Origin of the sequence: Paucibacter sp. Y2R2-4 (genome assembly GCF_025717535.1) — a bacterium.
In the GTDB taxonomy this organism is placed as follows: domain Bacteria; phylum Pseudomonadota; class Gammaproteobacteria; order Burkholderiales; family Burkholderiaceae_C; genus Paucibacter_A.
Genome location: NZ_JAJIRO010000003.1, coordinates 855,474 through 875,785, shown reverse-complemented (window position 1 = coordinate 875,785; position 20,312 = coordinate 855,474). Strand labels below are relative to the sequence as shown.

Here is a 20,312-nt window from a genome sequence, read left to right as displayed (position 1 = left end):
ACTTGCCTCCAATCAGCAGCACGCAGTCAGCCGTCGGGCAAACCACGAGGATTTAGCCTGTTAGGACTGGCAAACTGCCGGTGCCGCATTTGCCAGATTTGATAGTACTGTATAAATACACATACATGCAACGCAAACCCAGACTTGGCGCGCCCTGCAGGCAGGTTGGGGGTGCCGTATTAGGGAGACAGGAGGCCGTGATAAACGGACACGGCTGTCTCCCTACAACACGTTAGGCCACGAGAATGAATCTGGAGTTTGGCGAAGGATGGGTGAAACATCCTGGCGGCGTTCTTGGGGTTACCTATCCTGTCTTGGACGCTCGCCTCGTTGGGGAATTTGTGATCGTTCTCTATGACTACATGGCGTTCCCGCGCGAAGGGCCATCCAGAAACCTGTTTGCCTACGGACTTGATGGATCGGAGAAATGGCGAGCCGAGGACATCGGGCAGGGTCGAACGGATGGCTACACGAACTTCATGAGCGAAGCGCCACTCGTTGTCGGAAACTTCTCGAGCCACACATGCACTATCGACGTTGCAACGGGTCGGGTCATTGCCAAGGTGTTCACCAAATGAGCCTGTGGCCTAACCGGTCGCTCGAGTGGACCTGCACCAGCTGGCCGCGCTACGCTCAGCAGATCATCATCGCTTCGCGCGGCCAGCCGGTTCCGGCCCCTCAGCTCCAACGTTCAACCGCAAGAGGCCATGCCGTAGGCAGCATCGCGCTATGAAACCACTAGTCATTCCCCCTGCCGCGCAGCGTGATGAGAATTCCGTGCAAATGCTTAGCGCATGGATTGCCGAGCGAGGGCTACATTGCACCTTGAACATCGGTTTTTTTGAAGCCGCAGGGCACACAGAGGCGAAAGCTTGGGGGATCCTTCTGGCCGATCTCGTAAGGCACATTGGCAATGCCGTCGCGGAAGAGCGCGGCACGCCAGCGAATGAAACAGTCACAGCCGTCTTCGCCGCGATTCATTCAGAGCTGGACATGCCTACATCGAACGCCGTTGGCGAATTTCATGTGGGTCACGCTTAATCCTGCATCGCCCTCGCCGCACGCCTTGCGGTTGAACCAGTCATTGGAGCGGACCGCCTTCGGCGTCCGCTCACTTTCACGTTAGCCATCATGAAAGTCGCTCTTGCACGACTCGTAGCTTTCGCCTTGCTCGCGTTGCTTGCAGGATGCTCATTCAAACTTGACCCCATAACTAACGTCCGCGTGGAAAGTCATCGCGACGGAATGGCTGTGCAAGAACACGACCTTAGTGAGGGTCGTGTTCGTGAACTCTCAACTTGGTTTTCGCAACATCAGTCTGGCTGGTCAAGAAGCACGGCGAGCTACGTCCCAGTGTTTGTGGCTCGCGCAAAACACAGTGACGGAGCGACGACCGTCATCAACGTGCTGTCGAATATAGTCGTCGTCTACAACAAATCCGGCCAATTCAGTCAACAGATTGAAGCCCAAGAACTTAAAGCGCTGCGAGAAGCGCTCGGCGTTGTCAATGATGGCTAGCCTGTCGTTCGAGCCGACTCGCAACGGCCGGTCTCTTCAGGCCCCATTTCATTCTGGGCCTTCCGCGCCCCGCCGCCGCTCGCGGCTCAACTTCGACGTTAGCCAGCAGCACCATGATTCGGTATCTCCAATGGTTAGCTATCTCCGGGGTGTGGGGCCCACTTGCTGTGCTCGCGGTCTGGCTCGCGATGACGATGCTCCTGCCAGAGTCTGCGGAATGGGGGTTGGTCGTTGTTGGGTTCGTCTTGGCTATCGCCGCCGCGCACGCTCTTGCCGTTTCGTCAGTCGTCGGCCTGTTCCTTCTCGCAACCAAGAACACTTCGCGAGTTACGGCTACCGCGGCGAGTTCGGCCATCGGCGCCGTGTGTGCCGCGTTCGTGCTTGGCCGGATCTACTTCAATATCGGCGGCTAGCATGCAGTGCATCCAAACTCTTCTGGCTAACCTTTTTGTCAAGCGGACCTGCGCCAGCTTCGCTGGCTGGTCCGCTTACCGCGCACGTTAGACCTCACGTTCCACCAGTTCACTATGCTCAAGCCACTACTTGCTCTCTTCGTTGCTTCGGTTCTTTCGGCTCCTGTGGCCTCACAGCCTTCGCGCGGCTTTGATGACAGTGCACAGAATCTGATGGTCGTGCTTCGCGAGTCGCAGGGGTCGAACAAGCAGGTCGAGTCGCTAGTGCCAATGGGCAAGGCCAAAGCAAGGCTCCAAGACGGGCGAGAGGTCGAGATCGACACTGGTTGGTTTGAGTACCTTGGTGATATGCACGTTCGGTTCGTCTTCGACACACCAACAAGCATGCCGAATGCTTCGCCCAAAGACCTTGAGCGCTTGGCGCTAACGCCTGAAGCTGCGCTCGAACTCGCAGTACGCAACATCAAGCGGGTGTACGGCGAACCGAAAGCCGTACCGTGGAATGACCTATTTGAAGTCAAAGGTAAGTCACCTGACCTCGACAGCAGCTACTTCTTGGACAAAGAGTTCTGGAACGCCCAACTCAAGAAGTACCCTGAAGGCGTTGTCACGCTAGTGGCCAAGCGAGGTGGCTTGCTGTTTGCGCCGCTGTCGGACGTCAAGGCAGTCGAAGGAATGAAGAAGTCGGTCGCCTATTTGCACTCAAGCAGCGAGCGCATGCGCGTGTCCTCGGCTTTGTACATGTTCAAAGAGGGCAAGTGGTCGGTGTACCAGGCGCCTGTTGGAGCCCGCACGCAGTGAGGTCTAACCACTCCATCGAGCCGACGGCCACAAGCACGCTGCGCGTGCTTGCGTCCGCGGCTCACGTCGAACGTTAGAGCTCATGAACACCGTGCTCATCGCGGCAGCATTGCTCGGCATCGTCCTGTTGCTTCTGGCGATGACTTTGGTCGCGCTTGCTTTCCTTTGGCGATTCCTTCCTATTAGCCAGCGCGCAAGTGAAGTTTCTTTCATGGTTTTCGCGGCACTACTAGTAACGCCTGTGCCGGTTGGACTTGGGGTTGGAGCTATGGTGTACCCCGTCGCAGTTCTCTACCAGAACATCGGGCAACTTAAGTGGCATTTTGAGTGGTACGCAAATGCTCCTGAGCTATTGCTTCCGTCGCTAGCAATCACGATCGCCTTTGCATACATTGCTTCGCATAGGCTTTTGCCAAATCTTTCGTCACGCAGGGGCGGCGAGAAATGAGCTCTAACCGGGCGTTCGAGCCGACTCGCAACGGCTGGCCACTCCAGGCCCCCATTTCATTCTGGGCCTTCCGTGCCCAGCCGCCGCTCGCGGCTCAACTTCGACGTTAGCCCGCAAATTGACTCCACGACAAATCACAAGCGCGATGCATCGCCTGTTCGGCAATGACGTTGGTGGCAGCGATCCTTGGCGCCACTTGATGGTGGATGACACGTTTAATCGTGATGCTTGTGCACGACTGATAAATGACTACATCTCAGAAGATGAGGTCGTCGTATTCATTGATTCCCGGCATGCTGTTCATTGCCGTAAGGATGAGGCGCCGCCCCATATCGAATCATTCATGAAGATCCGGAGAGTCAAAGTAGCAAATCTTGCATTTACGGCTAAGGTCGTAGTGGATCCGATCGGTGTTGGCCAAGGCAGCAAGCGGGCTAACCAGTCGCTGCACCCGATCCAAGCCAGCTCCGCTGGCTCGGTCGGCTGAGCTCCAACGTTATGCCTCACAAAGTCCAATTGGCGCGCCATTTTCATGACCGCTGAGATCGAACCTGTGGAGCTGCCGCACATGTCGATCGCGGACGATCGCGATCTCTCAAAAGTTGAGCGAGAGCTTGTAGCTTGGCTCATCGAAAGCGGTCCAGAGAACGCAAAATGCTTCATGGCCCAAGTGCCGGCTCTGCGCGTTTATGCCAGATGCGAATGTGGGTGTCCGACTGTCTTTTTCTCAGTTGCGGGCAAGCGCCCAAAATTTGCAAATTGCGGAGGTGCTGCTTTAGCGGAAGCTGTGGCAACTCGAACACCGACAGAGGTTCTCGGCACAACCCTTATGTACTGTGAAGACCAACTTTACGGACTTGAACTTGTTCTGTATGCAGGCCAGAAAGCCATGTACGAATATGCGTGGCCTCAATTGAATGAACTTATTCCCCACAACCAAGGTTTGCCGTACAGCCATGAGGCATAACCAGTCGCTCGAGTGGACCTCCGCCAGCTGGCCGCGCTACGCTGACTGTATATTTTCAGCTCTGCGCGGCCAGCTGGCTCCGGCCCCTCAGCTTCAACGTTAGAGCGCAATACAAAACTAGGGAGATTCTTCGTGAAGATTTTTTCGATTGTTCCGGCACTTCTATTGACCGGATGCGCGACCACCGGGGGAACGCACGATACCGTAGCGGCTGTCGGGAAAGTTCTAGAAACCTTCGACGTATCAGCCGAAGGGCCATCGTCGGGCGGAGCGTATCAGCCTGGCATGGGAGGCGCAGTCGGTGGCGCAGTCGCCGGTTTACTGATGTGGTCGGGCAAAGATCCTGCGCACACGATATATGTCGTCAAATTGCCGGACGACTCCAAACGATATGTACGCCAGCAAGGAAAAGTCAACATTGGTGACTGCGTGGCCGTATTCACCACGAAGCCAAAGATTGGGCAAGAGTCCTGGTTGTACGGAGAGGCTTCCCTAACGCAGTCCAAAGACTGTGTGTAATTCAATGCGCTCTAACAGGTCGCTCGAGTGGACCTCCGCCAGCTGGCCGCGCTACGCTGCCGGTGTATTTTCAGCGCCGCGCGACCAGCTGGCTGCGGCCGCTCAGCTCGAACGTTAGACGTCACGAATGCACCCCGAGATCGAAGCACTCGCGAGCTTGCTGGACGAGGCATCAGCGTTGCTCCGAACTCACAGCGAGTCGCACTGGGCCGATTGGCTCGACACGGACGCACGCAGAATCAGAGGCCAGGACTTCTATGGAATCGAGCATCTTCTGTCTGCATACGGAGGAATGGGAAGTCTCAATGACGTAGTGCTTGCGGGCGCCCAAGTCGCAGAGTTGCGGCGCGAAGGTTCCACGCTCAGCCGGAAGAATGAGGAGTTCGATGCCTTGCGAACACGCATATATTCGCTTGCCAAGCGCCTGAAGCGCGAAGAGAACCAAAGGGACACTTGAATGGTGAGCGCACTGGCGTACGACAAGGTGACGCCTTGTATGTACAGAGTCGCGTTGACGCCTAACCGCTCGCTCGAGTGGACCTGCACCGGCTGGCCGCGCTACGCTCAGCAGATCATCATCGCTTCGCGCGGCCAGCCGGTTCCGGCCCCTCAGCTCCAACGTTAGGCGCCATCAATGAAAAGCTGCTGGTCCCATGTTCTTGCCTGTACCCTGGCCGCCTCTCATCTTTGCATCAAAGCTGATGAGTTGCCGTGCCCGAGGACGACGACTAGGGTGGTCGACCTCCAGGTCTCGATTTCAGAATCCTGCCTCGCGGTGGTTAGCGATCGAGCGACTGTCGTCCTTGATCTGGCCGTTGTTCGAGGGTATGCGGCAGGAACCATAGAGAGTCATCCCAAGGAATTGCAAACTTCGACTTTGTACGCAGATCGCGCGAAGCAATTGCTTTCAGCTGCAGAAGATCATATCGATGGCAAGTGTGCGACGGTCAGGCAACGCAGTCACTTCGATGCTCTGTACTTTGTGGGGTTCATGCTGGAAGCTGGAAATGCGCAGGTCATCCCGAACGGTTCAGACACGCCAGTCCGTTCCATCTTGGTGCGGGACAACATTGGATCCTGCGGCAAGGTCCCCGGCGGATTCTCGAGTCGTTTCTTTGGCATACCTGGTGATCGTTGGTTTCTCGGTTTCCCAACTGCCATCTCCTAGGTTCTTTGGTCATGCAGCTGAGATATGTAGGCGCGGTGGCGCCTAGCAAGTCACTCGAGCGGGATTCAACCGGCTGGCCGCACTCCGCTCAGCAGGTCATCATCGTTCCGTGCTGCCAGCCGATTTCGTGCCCTCAGCTCCAACGTTAGAAATTTCATGCCACTGGTCGAACTCGACGAATACCTAGTCACCGATCCAACCGCATGGCGCCTATCGGCTATCGGGTCTGCAACAGCCGTGGTGAAGATTTGGGATTCGACCAGGTTGGGCCTGAGCCCAAAATTGGCACTCGCGAGCACGGTGTTGGTCATCTTCTTTTTGATCGCGGCTCGAGGTTTGAGGCGCAGATCTGAACTTGATCCCGGGGCCAAGAAGGTGCGGAAGACAACGATTCTGTTTGGTCGCCAACTGACTACCAAGGAGGTCGATGTATCCGACGCAGCCTGGGTCAGGGCTCGGCCAATTGGTTACAAAACACAGCTAGTGGTGGAAGTTGGTACTGTTGGCTATTCGACCAAGGAATTGGTTCGAGTCGTAAGTGATAAGAATCAAGGGGTACCGTTTGCTGAAATGCTTTGCGCGCGAATAGCCCTGCATCTCAACATATCCGACAAAGGCTACAAACCAATCGCGTGAGCCAGATGAACATTTCTAACCGGTCACTCGAGTGGACCTTCGCCAGCTGGCTCCGCCCCCTCAGCTCGAACGTTAGGCCGCACAAACCCGAACACATGACACCCCGCCTCCAAGGAGAATATCGGATGAATCGTCGCACCCTAGTTCTCTCTGCAGCCGCAATGCTTGCCACCGTTTCCAAACCAGCAAACGCCCAGTCGCAAGGTATCAAGATTCGCTTCGTGATCACCCGATTGACCACCCGTTCGGACGGTGCCGTGGAGAAGGCAACTTATGAGAATGCCCTTTTACTGGCCCCGAGCGAGCGCTTCGAGACAAATCTTGAGGGCTACCGCATCGGTCTTCGTGCTGTGCCAGTTAGCGACGGCGTAAAGGTCGAAGTCGCTCTACGTGACCTCGGGCGAAGCATGGCGCAGTCGATTACGGGTGAAGCCACTGTCAAAATGGGTCAGGGTGGGGGCATAGATTTTCCGGCTCAAGAAACTGGGCTCTATGCCGTTGGCCTCCTCGTCACTCAGCAGGCGCTGCCTAGCAAAGGTGCGGCTTAGCCGTTACATCGACCGGACTAGCAAGGGCAAGTCGCGCTGCGCTCGTTCGTAATTTTACGCTTCCCGCGCCTTGCCCTCGCGAGCCTCTCATGTCCAACGTTAGGGCAGCATGCATCTTCAGCCGCTATTGCTAACCGCCGTTTCGAAGGTTTCGCACATTTCGGGTCAGCGCGGGCGTTTCACAGAGTTTGGGTTCGCGTCAACCTACGCGACAGTTCCCCAAGCTCGAGCTTTTGGACACCTAAGTCCGAAGGCAAACATGGAGATCACACTCGCTATGCCCGGGCGGGATCGTTGGCGCCACATTTACGGCTGGCTTGACCACTCAAGCCAAAAGGTACTCGTCCCCTATTTCTGGGAACGCTTGATAGTGCTACTTTTCTATAGCATCCTTTCCTTTTTGTTTATACCCATCTTCTTAGGCGGCGCCTGGAGCATGCGCCAATCGTCTTGGCTGTATTCGCTCGCCTTTTCCATCGGAGCGCTGTTAGTAGGCTTCATCTGGGTGCTGGTCGTGAGAGATTTTTTGGTGGCACAGGCAGCACGCAAGGCTCTTGCAACGCTCGCCGCATCGATGTGTGCTTCAAAAAATGCGGCCTAACCTATTGGTCAAGCGGACCTGCGCCTGCTCCGCTGGCTTGGCTGCTTACCGCAAACGTTATGGCTCAGCGAATGCGCGTCGATATTTGCGACCCGAGTGATGAAGCAGCAGTAGCTCGCTTCGAATCCGGGCTGCGGCAGTTGGGGGCTACGAGCATTGGCAAGTCGTGGGCTATTGGCGTGGACGTCCTTGAGCTACAGATTGGCCAGGACGTACTTACCGTCTACTCAGATGCTTGGTCAATAGACGTTGAGGGGCCAGAGCACTTGGTCCTACTGGTCGTGCAACTTCCTGGCAAGCCCGGATCTGCCATATGAACCGCAATGGCCAAAATTGGTTTCTCCAGCGGCCGCGCAATGGTCAGCGTGTGCTTTGCCAGCGGCAGAGCCCTAACCGGTCGCTCGGGTGGACCTCCGCCAGCTGGCCGCGCTACGCTGCTTGTATATTTTCAACTCCGCGCGGCCAGCTGGCTCCGGCCCCTCAGCTTCAACGTTATGGCTCACCAAATGCCGCCTAGTCAGAGTCCGCTGCAAATTGCCCTGGTCGAGTACGTCCAGTCAATCAGACCTGATCGAGACCGCGAGACGGCCGAGGAGATTGAGCGCATCCGCGCTGTGGTTACGAAATCTGGGCGCTGGCAGGAGTTCGAAGAGTGGAGAATCTCCACGTCCTTCGACTCGTCCATCGACGTGATCGAAGTTGGCGGCAAGCCTTGGTTCAAGGTTCGGGTCGAGTGCGATGGGCAGGAGTTCATATGCCGATGCCAAACCTTGGACAAAGCGGTACTGCTGTCCAAGTTCTACCGCAGGCTTATCGTCGATCAGTTTTACTCCGTCGGTCCGCCGTGGGCGTAGCAGCGGTGATCCATAACCGGTCATTGCAGCGGATGGCTTCGCCTCCCGCTGAATTTCAACGTTCGGCGTCATGAAAGACTCTGCTACTCCACGGCTGGAACTGGCTTTGCGAGAGCACCTTGCTCCTCGGCTGCGGGAAGATGGCTTCTCCGGCTCGGGTCGCATATTTCGGCGAGTGAAAGATGGCTGGGTGCACGTAGTTGGGGTACAGGGATCACGATCTGGCGGCCAATTCGCCGTGAACCTCGGCTTGCAGCCACTGTCGATCCCTCATGTTCTTGGTGAGTTGCCTGATCCGAAGAAGATCACGGACTCGCACTGTGAATTCCGACGCCGTTTGTCATGTGAGGGAACTGATCAATGGTGGTTGCACGGATCAACACAGGAAAGCATGAACACTGCGGCCCAGGAGGCAACCTCCGTCTACGTGACAGCAGGCAGAGACTTGCTGGCTGCTGTTTGCGGGCATCTGTCGCCGTTCGACACCATCACTCCTGATGCGTTTGCAAAAAGTCGATCAGCTTTTCATGGCTTCGGTTCGACGCAAGTGAGAATGGCCTTGGTCCTAGCCCGCTTGCGCCTCGCGCAAGGCCGCAATGCTGACTCGGCAGCCTTTGCAGAAATTGGGCTCGTTGGCGTCGGCGCCGCTGTTGGTCTTCGACGCGAACTGGAGGAGTTGGCGGTGCTGCCATGACGCCGAACCAGTCGCTCAACCGGACCCGCAACGGCATGCCGCCTTCGGGTCTCATTTCATTCTGGCCCTGCGGCGTCCTGCCGTCGCGGGCCGGTTAGCTTCAACGTTAGACATCAAGATGCAACATCCGCCATCATTCGACGACGGTCGACCTCCGTACGATCCATACGTTGCGGCTGACTTAATCGGAAAAACTGTGCTTGTGGGCATCACTGTCAATGACAAGCGTGGCGCACTTAAGCGCCACGAGCAGTTTTTCGGAAAGGTGACTTCTGCCGAACCGACAAGGGGTTTCACCATTGAGCTTCAAGGCAGTCGTGCAGGAGAAACGAAAGTCCTTCCGCCAGCAACAGGAGCCTTTTTCAGGGCGCGGCCTGGGACTTACAACCTTCGTTCAACAGGTGAAAGTGTTGTCGACCCCGACTACACATCAACGTGGACGCTCACACAACCTGATGCCTAGCCCTGATTTCGTACGATTAACAGCGAAGGCAATGGCATTGTTGCGACAGCCAGTGATGTCTAACCTCTCGCTCAACCGGACCCGCAACGGAACGCCACCTTCGGGCTTCATTTCATTCTGGCCCTTCGGTACCCAGCCGTCGCGGGCCGGTTAGCTTCAACGTTGAAAGACCGCTTTGCGGCGTCGAGATCTTAGATCCCAGCGTCAGCAGTAGGTCGAATGCGTGAGTACACCAGGCCCGCGTGAGTACCCGCAATGGGCACAAAGCGGCCTCTTGTTCGATGTGCGAGACCTATTGAAGCCAGTCAACGCACGCCATTTGAGGGCGTTACAGCCCGTGGCTCATAAGGAGCTCCAGCGTGGCAATGTGAAAGAGCCCACGCACTATCAGCTGCAAGTTATAGGCAGAGGTGCCTCAAGCACTCACTCAGGTTCGCGCTGACGTACGCAGGCTTTCTTGATTAGGTTTCAAACGGGCATTTGAGTTAAGCACCCAGCAATGCGACGCTCACTTCGCGCGTATTGGAGGAGATCCCGTTTCCAACTAGCACTTGCTTTGGACTGATCGAGGCCCTTATCTAAAGAACACCTCCCCCCAGTTATTTGCCATGGACCTCGGATTCAAGCAGACCATTCGGCCCTTTTGTGATACTCGCGGAGTGTTGCGGGCGCAGTAACGAGTCACCGTATACCTGGACAGTTCGAACCCATTTACTCTGCCTGTAAATTCAGACCATGGCATGTCACGTACGTTGCTGTGCTTCGGCGACGGCGGCGGCCACTAACTCCGGGTGCGTAATGAGTAGATTGTGTTCTGCCCCTTTGAGTTCCAGGTATTTGTGCGCAGGCAACAAGGCGCGAACTCGCGTCACGTCTCGCAATGGCACGACTCGATCCGCGGAGCCTGCTACGACAAGGATCTCGCACTCGCTTTGACCCAATCGCCGGTAGTGGGCCTGCTGGTCACTGAGCGCTCCCTTCTGGAACATAGATGCAAGCGCCTCGGTATATCCGGGTGCGCGAGCCTCCGCAATGAAACGCGGAGTCAGGTGCTCAGCTCCGATCGCGGCATACCTCCTTTGACGACGGCGCTCAAGGGCAGGAAGACCAACTGACCGCATGAGCTGTCTGCCGACTCCCGGCAATGCAAAGACCCTTGGCCAAAAGGAATACGCCATGAAGTCAAGCAGTGGCGCGACAAGCACGAGTCGCTGGACACGGCTTGGACGCTCATAGGCAACCGCTGCAGCAATAGCCGCGCCGAACGAGTGTCCGAGGACAGTCAGTGGACGGGAGGCATGGATGCCATCGAGAACCTCCAAGGTCTGCTTCAAAAAGAGGGTGAAGTCGTAGTCGACCATAGGCCGATCTGACAGTCCATGCCCCAGAAAATCAAACCGCACGGTCCGCATTCCATTGCGACACAAGTGCGGAACAATCCGATCAAACTCCCAATGTGGCACGGTGGCGCCATGCAGCAAAAGAACCGCCAACGCGTCCTTCTCGCCGTCCTCAACAACATGAGTTAGCCCTGCACCCAAGGGAAGGTAGCGCCCACCGATTGCGTGGCGGAGTTCATTCAAAGTTGGCATCCCCGCTCACTCCCTTGCCAATGCCATTTTTGAATCAGAGCTTGTCTTTGTGCGCACGGGTCGGTCTTCAACGGCCGCCAACATACATACCCGAATTAGCGGACGACAAAAGCCACTTTGCATCGGAGTCCCGCAGGAATGTTCCCTTTTGAATTCTCAAGCTCAGCAACGATGCCAAAGGTGCCCGCCGAAGCATCCACTACTTTGTCTACTGTCCGAATTCTGGCTTGAATCGGGCGATCAAATGGGGCTTCTGGCGTAACCGAGACCACTTGGCCCACTTTCATTTGCATAAACGCTTTGACCGGCAAGAGCGCTTGCACATGCAGCGGATTCGTTTGAGCGATCTTCAGAACCGGCTTTTTTGCATCCCCAGCATCAACCAGAGCACCGGGGTAAAGGTACTGGTCAACTACAACGCCACTGAAAGGAGCAATCAACTGTCGGCGTCTCAGTTGGTCAACGGCCTGCCTGTGGTCGAGATGTGCAATCTGATTATTCTCTTTTGCAGCGCGTAGTTCGGCTTCCGCAAGCTTGAGTTCAGCCTGAACATCCTCAACAGCTTGTGCAGATACAAATTCTTCCGCATGGAGGTCCTGTAGCCTCCGGGCCTTGTCCCGCAAAGCACTGACTTTGGCTCGAGAAAGCTCCGATTGACCCTGGGCCTCCGCTCTGGCCTTGGCGGACTCTGCCGCACTGGATTCAACGCTACTCTCAATACTGATCAAGACCTGCCCTTGTCGGATCGGATCGCCCCGCTTTGCGTGCACCCGTTCAAGAATGCCGACAACTGGGCTGCGGATTTCGACCGTCTGCGCAGGCTCAATCATGCAGTCATAGTCTTGGGCCTGGCAAGACAAACAAGAAAGGGTGCCAATAGTGGCCAGGGCTATTTTGTTCATGCAGAGAATCCGGCAATTCCAATGATGCGATGCAACTCGCGGTCTTGAAGAAGAGTTTGTTTTCGCAACTGCCAAGCGCGACTTTCGGCGTTGCTTTGTGCGACGCGTACAAGAAGTCTTAATCCCCAACCCGCAGTCGACAAGGCGCGCAAAGGTGCCGGTAGGCTCATAAACAATGGATCATCTTTTGCGACCATGACTCTCACTGTCCCTGGCTGACCTTGCCGACCACACCGGCCAAAAAGCTGGCGATCAATCCGGGGCGAGTCATGATGCTCAGTCAAGATGACATGCAACCCTCCCGCATTGAGGGTGGCAGCGTCAGGCTTGATGTCTGTTCCGCGCCCCGCCATGTTTGTCGCAACAGTGATCCGCCCTGATTTTCCGGCTCCAGCGACAATGGCAGCCTCTGCAGCGTCTTGGCGCGCATTCAAAACCAAAAACTCCACTGCTCTGGCGGTCAGAGCTCTAGCGAGCGTTTCACTGGCTTCTACGCTACGCGTGCCTACCAAGACCGCTTGACCTTGAGTCGCGGCACGCACAGCGTCATCAGCAACAGCACCCCATTTTGTTGAAGCATCAGAGAAGCAAAGCGTAAGTAGCTCTTTCTTTTGACTCGGCCTATTCGAAGGCAATCGATGCACTCGCAGTCGATAGGTTTGCCACAATTCTTTCGATGCTTCAGTTGCCGTGCCAGTAAGACCTGCTAGCAAGTAATAGCGGCGAAAGTAGCGTTGAAAGGTCATACGCGCTAGGGTGTCGCGGCCTTTTGTAATCGTTACCCCCTCCTTGGCTTCGATGAGTTGGTGCAAGCCTTGTTCCCAAGACCGATCTGGCATGACTCGACCCGTGCTTTCATCGACGATTTGAACCTTGAGTCCATCGCTCTCTTTTTCCCCTGGCAAAAGGATGTATTGCTGGTCACGCCTGTAAAAATGGAGCGCAGCAAGTGCTTGCCGAAGCAATTGCAATCGCCAGGTCTCAGCCCGCCAAATTGCCCTAACGCCTTCCGGCATTGGGGAGCATGCTTGCAGCGCGCTTTGCTTTATGTCCACTTCGCGGCTCGCTTGATTGAGTCTAAAGTGCAGCCCTTCCTTCAAGCCCCTCGCGCTGTCGATTGCCCATTGCAGAAGGACCGGTTCATGAATGCCCTCGACCTCTCTTGAAAGGATCATGGGCGTGCGCGCCTCATCGATCAACACGCTATCTGCTTCGTCGACGATAGCAAAATGAAGCGCGGGAATCATTGGTTTCGCGGCTTCACCGTGAACAAAGCTCCGTAGGCCTGCCACTTTGGCAGGAAGTCGACCGTGCCCTGATAAACGGTCTTTCAGATAATCGAACACCAGTTCCTTGCCGCTAACGTAGCAAATCGACTGCTGATAATTAGCTCTACGCTCTTCAGTCTCCATGCGGCCGGTGATGAATCCTCCTAGAAGTCCAAAGAACTCGAACAAAGGACTCATCTCTTCGCAGTCACGTTGAGCCAAATAGTCATTGGTGCTCACAATGTGCACATAAGCCCCACTGGCAGCTACGACTGTGGCAGCCATGGCAGCGACAAGAGTTTTGCCTTCGCCAGTACGCATTTCGGCCAATCGTCCGGCCATCAGAGTTCGGGCACCGGAAAACTGCACCGGATGTGGCTTCAAACCCAACGTTCGCTCTGCGGCGACCCCAACGGAGCTAAGTGCCATCGCCTGCGCCCGCGCATCATGAAAACTGACTCGCAAAATGCCTAAAGCGGTATTCAGTTGACGAACAAGCTCGGCATCTTCGGCACCATGCAGCCGCATGGACTCGATATCGGCGTTGAATGCAGCAATTCGTGCGGACGACTCATTTCCCGGGGGGAGCCATCCAATCATGTTGCGCAATGACCGATCCAGCTTTGTTTCGGCGTCAGGTCCTCGCTCATCTCGTAACGAGTCTGCTCGACGGAACTCCCGACCTGCTAACCCTCGTAACCACCTCAAATCGGTCTTCGATGCTGCGAAGTGCCCCAGCAGTTCATCGTCAGGCTTGACTGGCCGAAGAGGCTCGTTGAGTGCTACTTCCATACTAAACACTCAGCCTCGTCAGGAATGCTTGACGTAGTCTCAGCAGCCACTGAGTGCCCAATGGGGTGGCCCCGAGATCAAATCTCACCCAAACCTTGTCGCCGAACACAGCACTCGTCGATGTCTGGCCCATTTTCAATTCAAGGTCGAAGACTGGACGAAGGCTGTGCTTTCCACCTTCTACGCCTGGATCAACTGGGATATCGCCCCCCGCCGCTGACCCCAATGCAGAAGATACCAACTCGACGCCACCGCCGGGGACTTCGCGTCGTATGCGAGCACTGAACTGTGGATGAGGTCGTTGAATTGATCTGACCTCTACGGATTGGACCCGGTTTTTCACTAGGTCCGCGTCATCTTGTGTGACTGCAACACGCACTCGGTCTGTCGGCCCTTCAATCAAGTATCCAAGAAGCTCACCTCGCTTTACAGCTCTGCCCGCAAGCTCCGTGGTCGCCTCTGGAATCCACACCCCTCCTCTCGAGGCAATGACTTCTAGCGCCGAGTTGCGCGCTTGCGCTTCTTCGAGCCGAGAAGCAGCCCCGGTAAGCTCCGTTTTAATTGGCTGTATCTTGGCAGGTTCGTTGACGCTAGCTCTACGAAGCTTGGCCTGAATTTGCGCGAATGAAGCTGCAGCTTGGACTAGTTCAGCGTTCAACGGGAGATTCTCAATTCTCATTAGAGAAGCACCCGGCGAGACCTTTTGACCTGGCTGTGTCAGGACTTCAATGATCTGACCCGAAGCTTCGGCGCGAACCAGCGCTTCGTCAGGGAGCCAGATAACTCCTTGATGTACTGAATAGAAAGGGAGAGGAACGAAGAAAACCAGACCGAACAATCCCGCCATTAGTAGCCCGGCGCGACGTTTGACGCGACCGCGACTGCGCACAAAAGAAGGACTGCCATCAAGATGCTTCCAAGCTTTCCAGATCGGCATGAGCAAGGTCTGCCAAGTCGCAATCAAAGCCATAAGTGCACCGACTAGCAAGTATTCGCTCGCAACGAACCAAATCAAGCCGACGGTGATGAGCAAGCGATAGATTGGAGCCACAGCTCCATAGACGATGAGCAGCCCTCTTTCACTATCAGACGCCAGGGGCGGCTTAGCATCATGGGCACCAAAGAGCCATTTATCGCTTAGATATACCCAATAGCTTTGAGCTCGCTGAGCAAGGTTTGGCAACTCCAAAAGATCAGTTGCAATGAAGTAGCCGTCGTACCGCATCAACGGGTTGCCGTTGACTAGGATGGTTGACACGCCGGAGATCAAAATGACGTTGTACGCGACTGCAGTCATTAGCCCGGGCTCAGCAGCTAGCCAGACGAAAACAGCAATTGCACCAAGAGCCAACTCGGCCATGATGCCGGCGGCCGCAACCAGGGCTCGATCCCACTTGGAAGGAAAACCATACGAAGACGTTGCATCCACGTAAGGTACCGGGGTAAAGATAATGAAGAGCAAGCCGATTTCGCGCACATCCCCGCCGCGCGCCTTAACCGCCAACCCGTGAGCCCATTCATGGACTGCTTTTACTGCAGGGTAGACGAACCAAAGTAGCAGCAAATTGCTTGTGGACAGAACTCGATCGGATAGGTTTTCCGTCAAAGCCTGCCAGTGCTGCACGCCTAGAAAAGCCGCGGGGAGTACAAGCGCCAGCCACAAGACGGCGACAGGAAGACTGAATACAGCCCTTGCTAGCGCGACCTGCCCCTGAAACCATTTATCAGGGTAAAAGATCGGAATGCGCACGCTCAACAGGTTGAGCCAGTTCTGCTTCAGCTTGGCCTTGCGCTGCCGTTCAAATCTCTCGATAACTTCGCTCGCATCAGGCGAAACCTGAGTCTGCAACAGGTCGTTGGAATGCAATGCGGAAACCAGTTGAACCAACTCATGTTGAGAAATGCTGCCCCCTCCGCCATCCGCCTTTTGACAAGCAATGTCCCAAACTTGTTCGAGAGACCGCGCACCATTGCACAGAGAAAGCACGCCCCATACTTCCGGCGTCATGCGATGAAATTTATGACTCACAGGATCCGAAAGAAGCACCCAAGAGCGGCCGCGCAGGCGCCTATGCAAAGGCCGAACACCATCACGCAGTCTCGGCTGCAGATGCCTCAATGCATGCCAATGCTCAGAGAATAGTGCTTGCATGCCTAGGCCCCTCGGGCAACATCGAGGGCAGGCGATTCAAAGATCCGCATACTGCTCGACTGCACATCCATAGCGAAGCAAGGTACACAAACTCGCACAGGCGCGCTTGTCTGGATCGGCGGCTCCGCTTCCGTCATACCCAGTGCTGCCAAATCTTCAGACGTAGCCAATCCAAGGATTCACGCGTCCAAATTGAAAGCAAGTTGGACTTTCCCACTACAACCTTTGCGATACCTTGCATGCCTGGACTCAATGCGGGCGTATCTCCAATCCAGCTGGCCTCAGCTCTGAATCCATTGACACCGTCCTGCACGCTTGCTGTTGCCGTCACCCGATTAACCACCAAACTGTGTCCAGTGTGGGGCAGGCCAGCAAGTCGAAGGACACCCGATTGGCCCGAGCGTACGCGGGCGATATCGCGTTCTGGAATATGCAGGACGATGCGATAGCCTTCTGAGGCAATCTCGAAAAGCTCCTTCCCAGCCTCAACAGGTGCCCCCAGTTGCTGGACCCAATCACCAGTCACGACGGTTCCATCCATGGGCGTGAACAACTGAGCTCGCGCCAGCTTTGCTTCGACAAGTGCCAACTGACCGTCTACGCCCTGCAGTTCTGCCCCTGCAAGAGCAATTGCCGCGGCCTCTCGTTCTGCCATTGCTTGACGCAAGCGGGCTCCTGCTTGGTCTCGCTCGCCTCTCAGCTTGGCTTGTTCAAGCTTCAAATCTCTGTCGTCAAGGCGAAGCAAGGTTTGCCCCTTGTTCACATGATCACCCGGTCGCACAAGAGCCTCCCGGATATAGCCCTCGAACGGGGCAGAAATCACTTGGCGCTTTTGGCCTTCAATGATTGTTTGCGCAGTGACACGATCATCCACGGGGAGCAACAAGAGCAATAACGCTGCGACTCCAGCAATTCCGGCACCAGCTTTCCAAGTCGGATGACCGGGCCCAAAAATGCGACTGCCGGCTCTACGCAGACTGCGCCAAGCTTGTATCGGTAGTGGATGCTCTGCATCTCGCCAGCGCCGTAGCAAGGGCTCCGCGAGCGATACGCTTGTGCGAAGGACAGACAAGGATGCATCGCTACTGACATCGCCTTGTGCAACTAGCACCGCGACGACCTCACCTTGTTCTTGCAAAGGAAACGCCCAAGCACCGCGCTCCAAGAGCTCCCGGCCTTCAACAAAGGCGCGCTGCGCAATTTCCGTCCCAGTCAGAACGGCTGGACTTGCAGCTTCAGCATGGGAAACATCGGCTGCCACCCACCAATGGACTCTGTCTTGCCGTACTTCAAACAAGACCACCCGCAAATCTAAGCCGCTCGGTTGTGATCGCCTTGCCCACGCAGCCGTCCGATTGACCCAATCTTGTGCTGCAGATCGCGCCTCTCGTTGCGAGGCTACATGACTCATCAACTCGAGAAGCTCAGCTGCCCTTTGATTGTGCGCAAAGCTAGCTGCCGACAGATTCAACTGCAGCCATCCCAGTGCCAGAAGCACCAATTGCAAACTTCGATCGTTGTGAGGCGGATTCAGTAGCACGCCAACGATGCCGTCTTCATTGGTAGGGAGGACAAGATGGGCGGAGACCAGGAGTTCGCCGTTTGGAAGACGGGTCAAGGCTACAGGATTCGCGCGCGAAACTTTTGTGTGTGACTCCGGCCAATCTCTTGCTAATTCTTGCCGCTCAAATGGCTTACGCCACGCGGCGTTCTCAGAATATAGGGCTACACCTTGGCAAGCCAATCCCGCAGCAACAAGCCGCTGCTGCCAAGTACTCAACGCCGGAATGAGCTCCGCCGCAGTGGCGGACGGAGTCTGCGGCGATTGCTCATCTTCGCTCATGTACCGACCCGATCCTTAGCCCGGCCGACCTCTGCGGGCAGGTGCTCAATTAGTTGCACGTCTAGCCCTTGCCAATCCGAGTCATCGAGTAAGCCACTCTGAGCACGAAGTTTGAAATAGCTAGCCCAGGCATCGTGCCTCGCCCGAGAAAGATCTCGCCGAGCCTCAAAAAGCTTTCCCTGCGCTTCCAAAACGTCCGCATTGGTCTTGACCCCTACCTCATAGCCGCGCTGATTGGCACGCACTGACAAGGCTTGGGAACGCTCAGCGGTTTCAAGGGCTTTGGCCAAGGACATCGCAGTTAGCGTCGTGGTGAATGCTTGTCGAACTCCAATGGTTAAGTTCCTTCGCGCAAGCTCCAACTCTCCTTGGGCTTTGTCACGCTGCGCGATAGTTTCGGCCACCTTCGACTGCGTCGCACCACTTGCGAACAATGGAATCGTGAGCGTCGCTCCAATCGTTCCAGAAGTACCCGTTCGCGGAAATGTGCTGGTCACTGTGCCTGTATCGTTGGAACGCGTGTAGTTGTAAGTCAGGTCTATCGTGGGGGCGTGCGCGAGCGAGGCTTTGCGGGTCTCCGCTTCTGCTGCGTCCACCGCCAGCTGAGCTTGCCGCATTTGTGGACTTTCACGCTCAGCCTGTGAAAGCCATTCCAAAACTCCATTTGTTTGCAGTGGCGGCAACGCTTGTGGAGCGACCGCACGCTTCAACAACGACGGCGTAGGACCGTCGGCAATTTCCGCGAGTATTTGCGTCCGGAAATCCAGTTCAGCTTCAGAGACCAAGACTTGAGCGACGGAATGGTCAACTCGAGCCTCTGCCTCCCTTACCTCAGGAGATGCTGATCGCCCAACCTGAAAACTACGCCGCGCTGCGGCCAACTGTTCAACATGAGCTTCTCGAAGTGAACGGGCATGTGCCAGAACGTCCCGAGCTTTGAAAACCTCCAATACCGCCTCAGCCAAGCGTTGTTGAGCCTCAATCCTGGACTGGCTATGCGCACTCTCAGCTTGTTCAAGCTGAGCCCGCGCTGCTTGCATCGCAGGAAACAGAGCCCCCCTCAAAATCGGTTGATTCACCTGAACAACCACTTGATCTGATTTAAAGGTTCTCAGCAGCTGCGCTGGCGCTTCTCTGTAACGCGAGTCACTTGTTGTGGCGGAGAGGTTCGCAGTCGGTCCATACGCAGCATAGGCCTGATATAGACGCTCTTGCGCTGCTCGCAATACAGCCGCACTCGTCCGAACAGCGGGGTCCGCGGCCATCGCACGAGTACTCAACTCAATAAGGGGTTGGCAACAAGCCGCTGCAGAGAATGTCGCCGCAACAGCAGCAGTGAATAAACGCACGAATCGGACCGTCAAATTGCGAAACACGCTCGCCAATCGAAGAAGAGGGTGCCTCGCACCAAAATATCGGCGCCCCAAACGTAAAACGCTGAAAGGCAAGTATTGGAAGAATAGAGTGAGCGGATAAAGACCGTCTATTTGAAGCTGCCCCCCTAAAGACGCCCATTTCACTCCAAAAAACCCAATACATCGCCCTCTGGATTTAGCCGCGGTTCTGGCGACGGACCAAACCCGAAACAAACAGTCCAGTAGCAGCCAACAGAATTGCCGCAGGCTCTGGAATGTTATTCGGAGGTGTTCCTGCTATTGATGTTTGCCCGCCCTGGTAGACATTGAATTGAGCGTCAAACACCTCAAAGGTTTGCTCACCAGGAATTCCAGGAGCTCCAATCTTTACCCAGTCGAATTCCACGGCGAGCACTCCTGAAACAGCATCCAGCATCGAAGTTGCGGTCACTAGACCGTCGGCTGTCAACAAAGGAATTGGGTCCGTGACAAGAGCATCCAAATTCGGATCAGTTTGCACAATCGAAATATTTGCATAGTCTTGCCAAACAAACAGGAGATTAATCCCTCCGTTATTTTGCAGCGGGCCAGTAATCACATAGTCATACCGCCAGCGATCATGACCGACAACGACATCTTGAATATCCGTCGCCGTGTAATTTACGACTACGCCAGCGGAGGCGCTGAAAGCAGCAGCCAAAAGGGCGAATGGCAATACTATCTTTGAAATAAATCCAGACATAAGATTTCTTGGGCCAGCAAAAATTGACATGATTTA

At 55.7% G+C, this 20,312-nt stretch carries 21 protein-coding genes; 13 read left to right on the top strand and 8 right to left on the bottom strand.

The genetic code is table 11. From position 1 onward, the window contains the following. The first annotated feature begins 245 nt into the window (after positions 1–245). From LNV06_RS15240 to LNV06_RS15185, 12 genes are all read left to right on the top strand, one after another. Positions 246–578 carry a DUF7957 family protein gene (locus LNV06_RS15240; protein WP_263539126.1) on the top strand — a complete coding sequence of 111 codons (333 nt, stop codon included), beginning with the start codon at positions 246–248 and terminating at the stop codon, positions 576–578. Positions 579–729: 151 nt separating this feature from the next. Next, entirely contained in the window at positions 730–1,041 is a 312-nt protein-coding gene (locus tag LNV06_RS15235) for a DUF5076 domain-containing protein (protein ID WP_263539125.1), read from the top strand. A gap of 90 nt (positions 1,042–1,131) precedes the next feature. After that, the gene (locus LNV06_RS15230; RefSeq protein ID WP_263539124.1) at positions 1,132–1,518 is read left to right on the top strand and encodes a hypothetical protein; all 387 of its coding nucleotides are present in this window, start codon (positions 1,132–1,134) and stop codon (positions 1,516–1,518) included. Between the two features lie 113 nt (positions 1,519–1,631). Continuing rightward, positions 1,632–1,931 carry a hypothetical protein gene (locus LNV06_RS15225; protein WP_263539123.1) on the top strand — a complete coding sequence of 100 codons (300 nt, stop codon included), beginning with the start codon at positions 1,632–1,634 and terminating at the stop codon, positions 1,929–1,931. Positions 1,932–2,045: 114 nt separating this feature from the next. Continuing rightward, positions 2,046–2,732 carry a DUF1444 domain-containing protein gene (locus LNV06_RS15220; protein WP_263539122.1) on the top strand — a complete coding sequence of 229 codons (687 nt, stop codon included), beginning with the start codon at positions 2,046–2,048 and terminating at the stop codon, positions 2,730–2,732. Positions 2,733–2,814: 82 nt separating this feature from the next. Next, a complete protein-coding gene (locus tag LNV06_RS15215) occupies positions 2,815–3,180 on the top strand; it encodes a hypothetical protein (protein ID WP_263539121.1) in 366 nt (121 codons plus the stop codon). 145 nt (positions 3,181–3,325) lie between these two features. Beyond that, positions 3,326–3,667: a hypothetical protein gene (locus tag LNV06_RS15210; protein ID WP_263539120.1), complete on the top strand. Its 342-nt coding sequence runs from the start codon at positions 3,326–3,328 to the stop codon at positions 3,665–3,667. A 45-nt stretch (positions 3,668–3,712) separates the two neighbouring features. Then, a complete protein-coding gene (locus LNV06_RS15205; protein ID WP_263539119.1) occupies positions 3,713–4,147 on the top strand; it encodes a hypothetical protein in 435 nt (144 codons plus the stop codon). 646 nt (positions 4,148–4,793) lie between these two features. After that, positions 4,794–5,123, top strand: coding sequence for a DUF6966 domain-containing protein (locus tag LNV06_RS15200; protein ID WP_263539118.1), 330 nt, complete (start codon positions 4,794–4,796; stop codon positions 5,121–5,123). A gap of 867 nt (positions 5,124–5,990) precedes the next feature. Further along, positions 5,991–6,470, top strand: a complete 480-nt coding sequence (locus LNV06_RS15195) for a hypothetical protein (protein WP_263539117.1) — start codon at positions 5,991–5,993, stop codon at positions 6,468–6,470. Between the two features lie 125 nt (positions 6,471–6,595). Continuing rightward, a complete protein-coding gene (locus LNV06_RS15190; protein ID WP_263539116.1) occupies positions 6,596–7,018 on the top strand; it encodes a hypothetical protein in 423 nt (140 codons plus the stop codon). Between the two features lie 259 nt (positions 7,019–7,277). Then, positions 7,278–7,619 (top strand): hypothetical protein, encoded by a 342-nt coding sequence (locus LNV06_RS15185; protein WP_263539115.1) that lies wholly within the window; start codon positions 7,278–7,280, stop codon positions 7,617–7,619. A 557-nt stretch (positions 7,620–8,176) separates the two neighbouring features. On the opposite strand, the gene LNV06_RS15180 is transcribed toward LNV06_RS15185, so the two are convergent. Next, positions 8,177–8,545: a hypothetical protein gene (locus LNV06_RS15180; RefSeq protein ID WP_263539114.1), complete on the bottom strand. Its 369-nt coding sequence runs from the start codon at positions 8,543–8,545 to the stop codon at positions 8,177–8,179. On the opposite strand from LNV06_RS15180, the gene LNV06_RS15175 reads away from it, so the two are divergent. After that, positions 8,544–9,167 carry a DUF4304 domain-containing protein gene (locus LNV06_RS15175; RefSeq protein WP_263539113.1) on the top strand — a complete coding sequence of 208 codons (624 nt, stop codon included), beginning with the start codon at positions 8,544–8,546 and terminating at the stop codon, positions 9,165–9,167. The genes LNV06_RS15180 and LNV06_RS15175 overlap by 2 nt on opposite strands. A 1,206-nt stretch (positions 9,168–10,373) precedes the next feature. Here the strand turns inward: LNV06_RS15175 and LNV06_RS15170 are convergent. The 7 genes from LNV06_RS15170 to LNV06_RS15140 form a co-directional block, all read right to left on the bottom strand. Beyond that, a complete protein-coding gene (locus tag LNV06_RS15170) occupies positions 10,374–11,222 on the bottom strand; it encodes an alpha/beta hydrolase (protein WP_263539112.1) in 849 nt (282 codons plus the stop codon). 95 nt (positions 11,223–11,317) lie between these two features. Then, complete coding sequence (locus tag LNV06_RS15165) at positions 11,318–12,124, bottom strand: efflux RND transporter periplasmic adaptor subunit (RefSeq protein ID WP_263539111.1); 807 nt, start codon at positions 12,122–12,124, stop codon at positions 11,318–11,320. Next, the gene (locus LNV06_RS15160; protein WP_263539110.1) at positions 12,121–14,184 is read right to left on the bottom strand and encodes a preprotein translocase subunit SecA; all 2,064 of its coding nucleotides are present in this window, start codon (positions 14,182–14,184) and stop codon (positions 12,121–12,123) included. Before LNV06_RS15160 ends, LNV06_RS15165 begins: the two co-directional genes overlap by 4 nt. Position 14,185: 1 nt before the next feature. After that, the gene (locus tag LNV06_RS15155; RefSeq protein WP_263539109.1) at positions 14,186–16,192 is read right to left on the bottom strand and encodes a site-2 protease family protein; all 2,007 of its coding nucleotides are present in this window, start codon (positions 16,190–16,192) and stop codon (positions 14,186–14,188) included. Between the two features lie 277 nt (positions 16,193–16,469). After that, positions 16,470–17,954: an efflux RND transporter periplasmic adaptor subunit gene (locus tag LNV06_RS15150; protein ID WP_263539108.1), complete on the bottom strand. Its 1,485-nt coding sequence runs from the start codon at positions 17,952–17,954 to the stop codon at positions 16,470–16,472. A 221-nt stretch (positions 17,955–18,175) separates the two neighbouring features. Continuing rightward, positions 18,176–19,444 (bottom strand): TolC family protein, encoded by a 1,269-nt coding sequence (locus tag LNV06_RS15145; RefSeq protein WP_505190987.1) that lies wholly within the window; start codon positions 19,442–19,444, stop codon positions 18,176–18,178. Positions 19,445–19,730: 286 nt separating this feature from the next. Next, positions 19,731–20,306 (bottom strand): hypothetical protein, encoded by a 576-nt coding sequence (locus tag LNV06_RS15140; RefSeq protein WP_263539106.1) that lies wholly within the window; start codon positions 20,304–20,306, stop codon positions 19,731–19,733. Positions 20,307–20,312 lie beyond the last annotated feature (6 nt).

Coding starts and splice junctions, on each gene's coding strand:
- LNV06_RS15165 (WP_263539111.1), bottom strand. CDS start 12,124: ATGAACAAAATAGCCCTGGCCACTATTGGCACCCTTTCTTGTTTGTCT.
- LNV06_RS15200 (WP_263539118.1), top strand. CDS start 4,794: ATGCACCCCGAGATCGAAGCACTCGCGAGCTTGCTGGACGAGGCATCA.
- LNV06_RS15180 (WP_263539114.1), bottom strand. CDS start 8,545: ATGACGCCGAACGTTGAAATTCAGCGGGAGGCGAAGCCATCCGCTGCA.
- LNV06_RS15140 (WP_263539106.1), bottom strand. CDS start 20,306: ATGTCAATTTTTGCTGGCCCAAGAAATCTTATGTCTGGATTTATTTCA.
- LNV06_RS15225 (WP_263539123.1), top strand. CDS start 1,632: ATGATTCGGTATCTCCAATGGTTAGCTATCTCCGGGGTGTGGGGCCCA.
- LNV06_RS15210 (WP_263539120.1), top strand. CDS start 3,326: ATGCATCGCCTGTTCGGCAATGACGTTGGTGGCAGCGATCCTTGGCGC.
- LNV06_RS15185 (WP_263539115.1), top strand. CDS start 7,278: ATGGAGATCACACTCGCTATGCCCGGGCGGGATCGTTGGCGCCACATT.
- LNV06_RS15195 (WP_263539117.1), top strand. CDS start 5,991: ATGCCACTGGTCGAACTCGACGAATACCTAGTCACCGATCCAACCGCA.
- LNV06_RS15155 (WP_263539109.1), bottom strand. CDS start 16,192: ATGACGCCGGAAGTATGGGGCGTGCTTTCTCTGTGCAATGGTGCGCGG.
- LNV06_RS15235 (WP_263539125.1), top strand. CDS start 730: ATGAAACCACTAGTCATTCCCCCTGCCGCGCAGCGTGATGAGAATTCC.
- LNV06_RS15220 (WP_263539122.1), top strand. CDS start 2,046: ATGCTCAAGCCACTACTTGCTCTCTTCGTTGCTTCGGTTCTTTCGGCT.
- LNV06_RS15175 (WP_263539113.1), top strand. CDS start 8,544: ATGAAAGACTCTGCTACTCCACGGCTGGAACTGGCTTTGCGAGAGCAC.
- LNV06_RS15230 (WP_263539124.1), top strand. CDS start 1,132: ATGAAAGTCGCTCTTGCACGACTCGTAGCTTTCGCCTTGCTCGCGTTG.
- LNV06_RS15205 (WP_263539119.1), top strand. CDS start 3,713: ATGACCGCTGAGATCGAACCTGTGGAGCTGCCGCACATGTCGATCGCG.
- LNV06_RS15240 (WP_263539126.1), top strand. CDS start 246: ATGAATCTGGAGTTTGGCGAAGGATGGGTGAAACATCCTGGCGGCGTT.
- LNV06_RS15145 (WP_505190987.1), bottom strand. CDS start 19,444: ATGGCCGCGGACCCCGCTGTTCGGACGAGTGCGGCTGTATTGCGAGCA.
- LNV06_RS15170 (WP_263539112.1), bottom strand. CDS start 11,222: ATGCCAACTTTGAATGAACTCCGCCACGCAATCGGTGGGCGCTACCTT.
- LNV06_RS15215 (WP_263539121.1), top strand. CDS start 2,815: ATGAACACCGTGCTCATCGCGGCAGCATTGCTCGGCATCGTCCTGTTG.
- LNV06_RS15190 (WP_263539116.1), top strand. CDS start 6,596: ATGAATCGTCGCACCCTAGTTCTCTCTGCAGCCGCAATGCTTGCCACC.
- LNV06_RS15160 (WP_263539110.1), bottom strand. CDS start 14,184: ATGGAAGTAGCACTCAACGAGCCTCTTCGGCCAGTCAAGCCTGACGAT.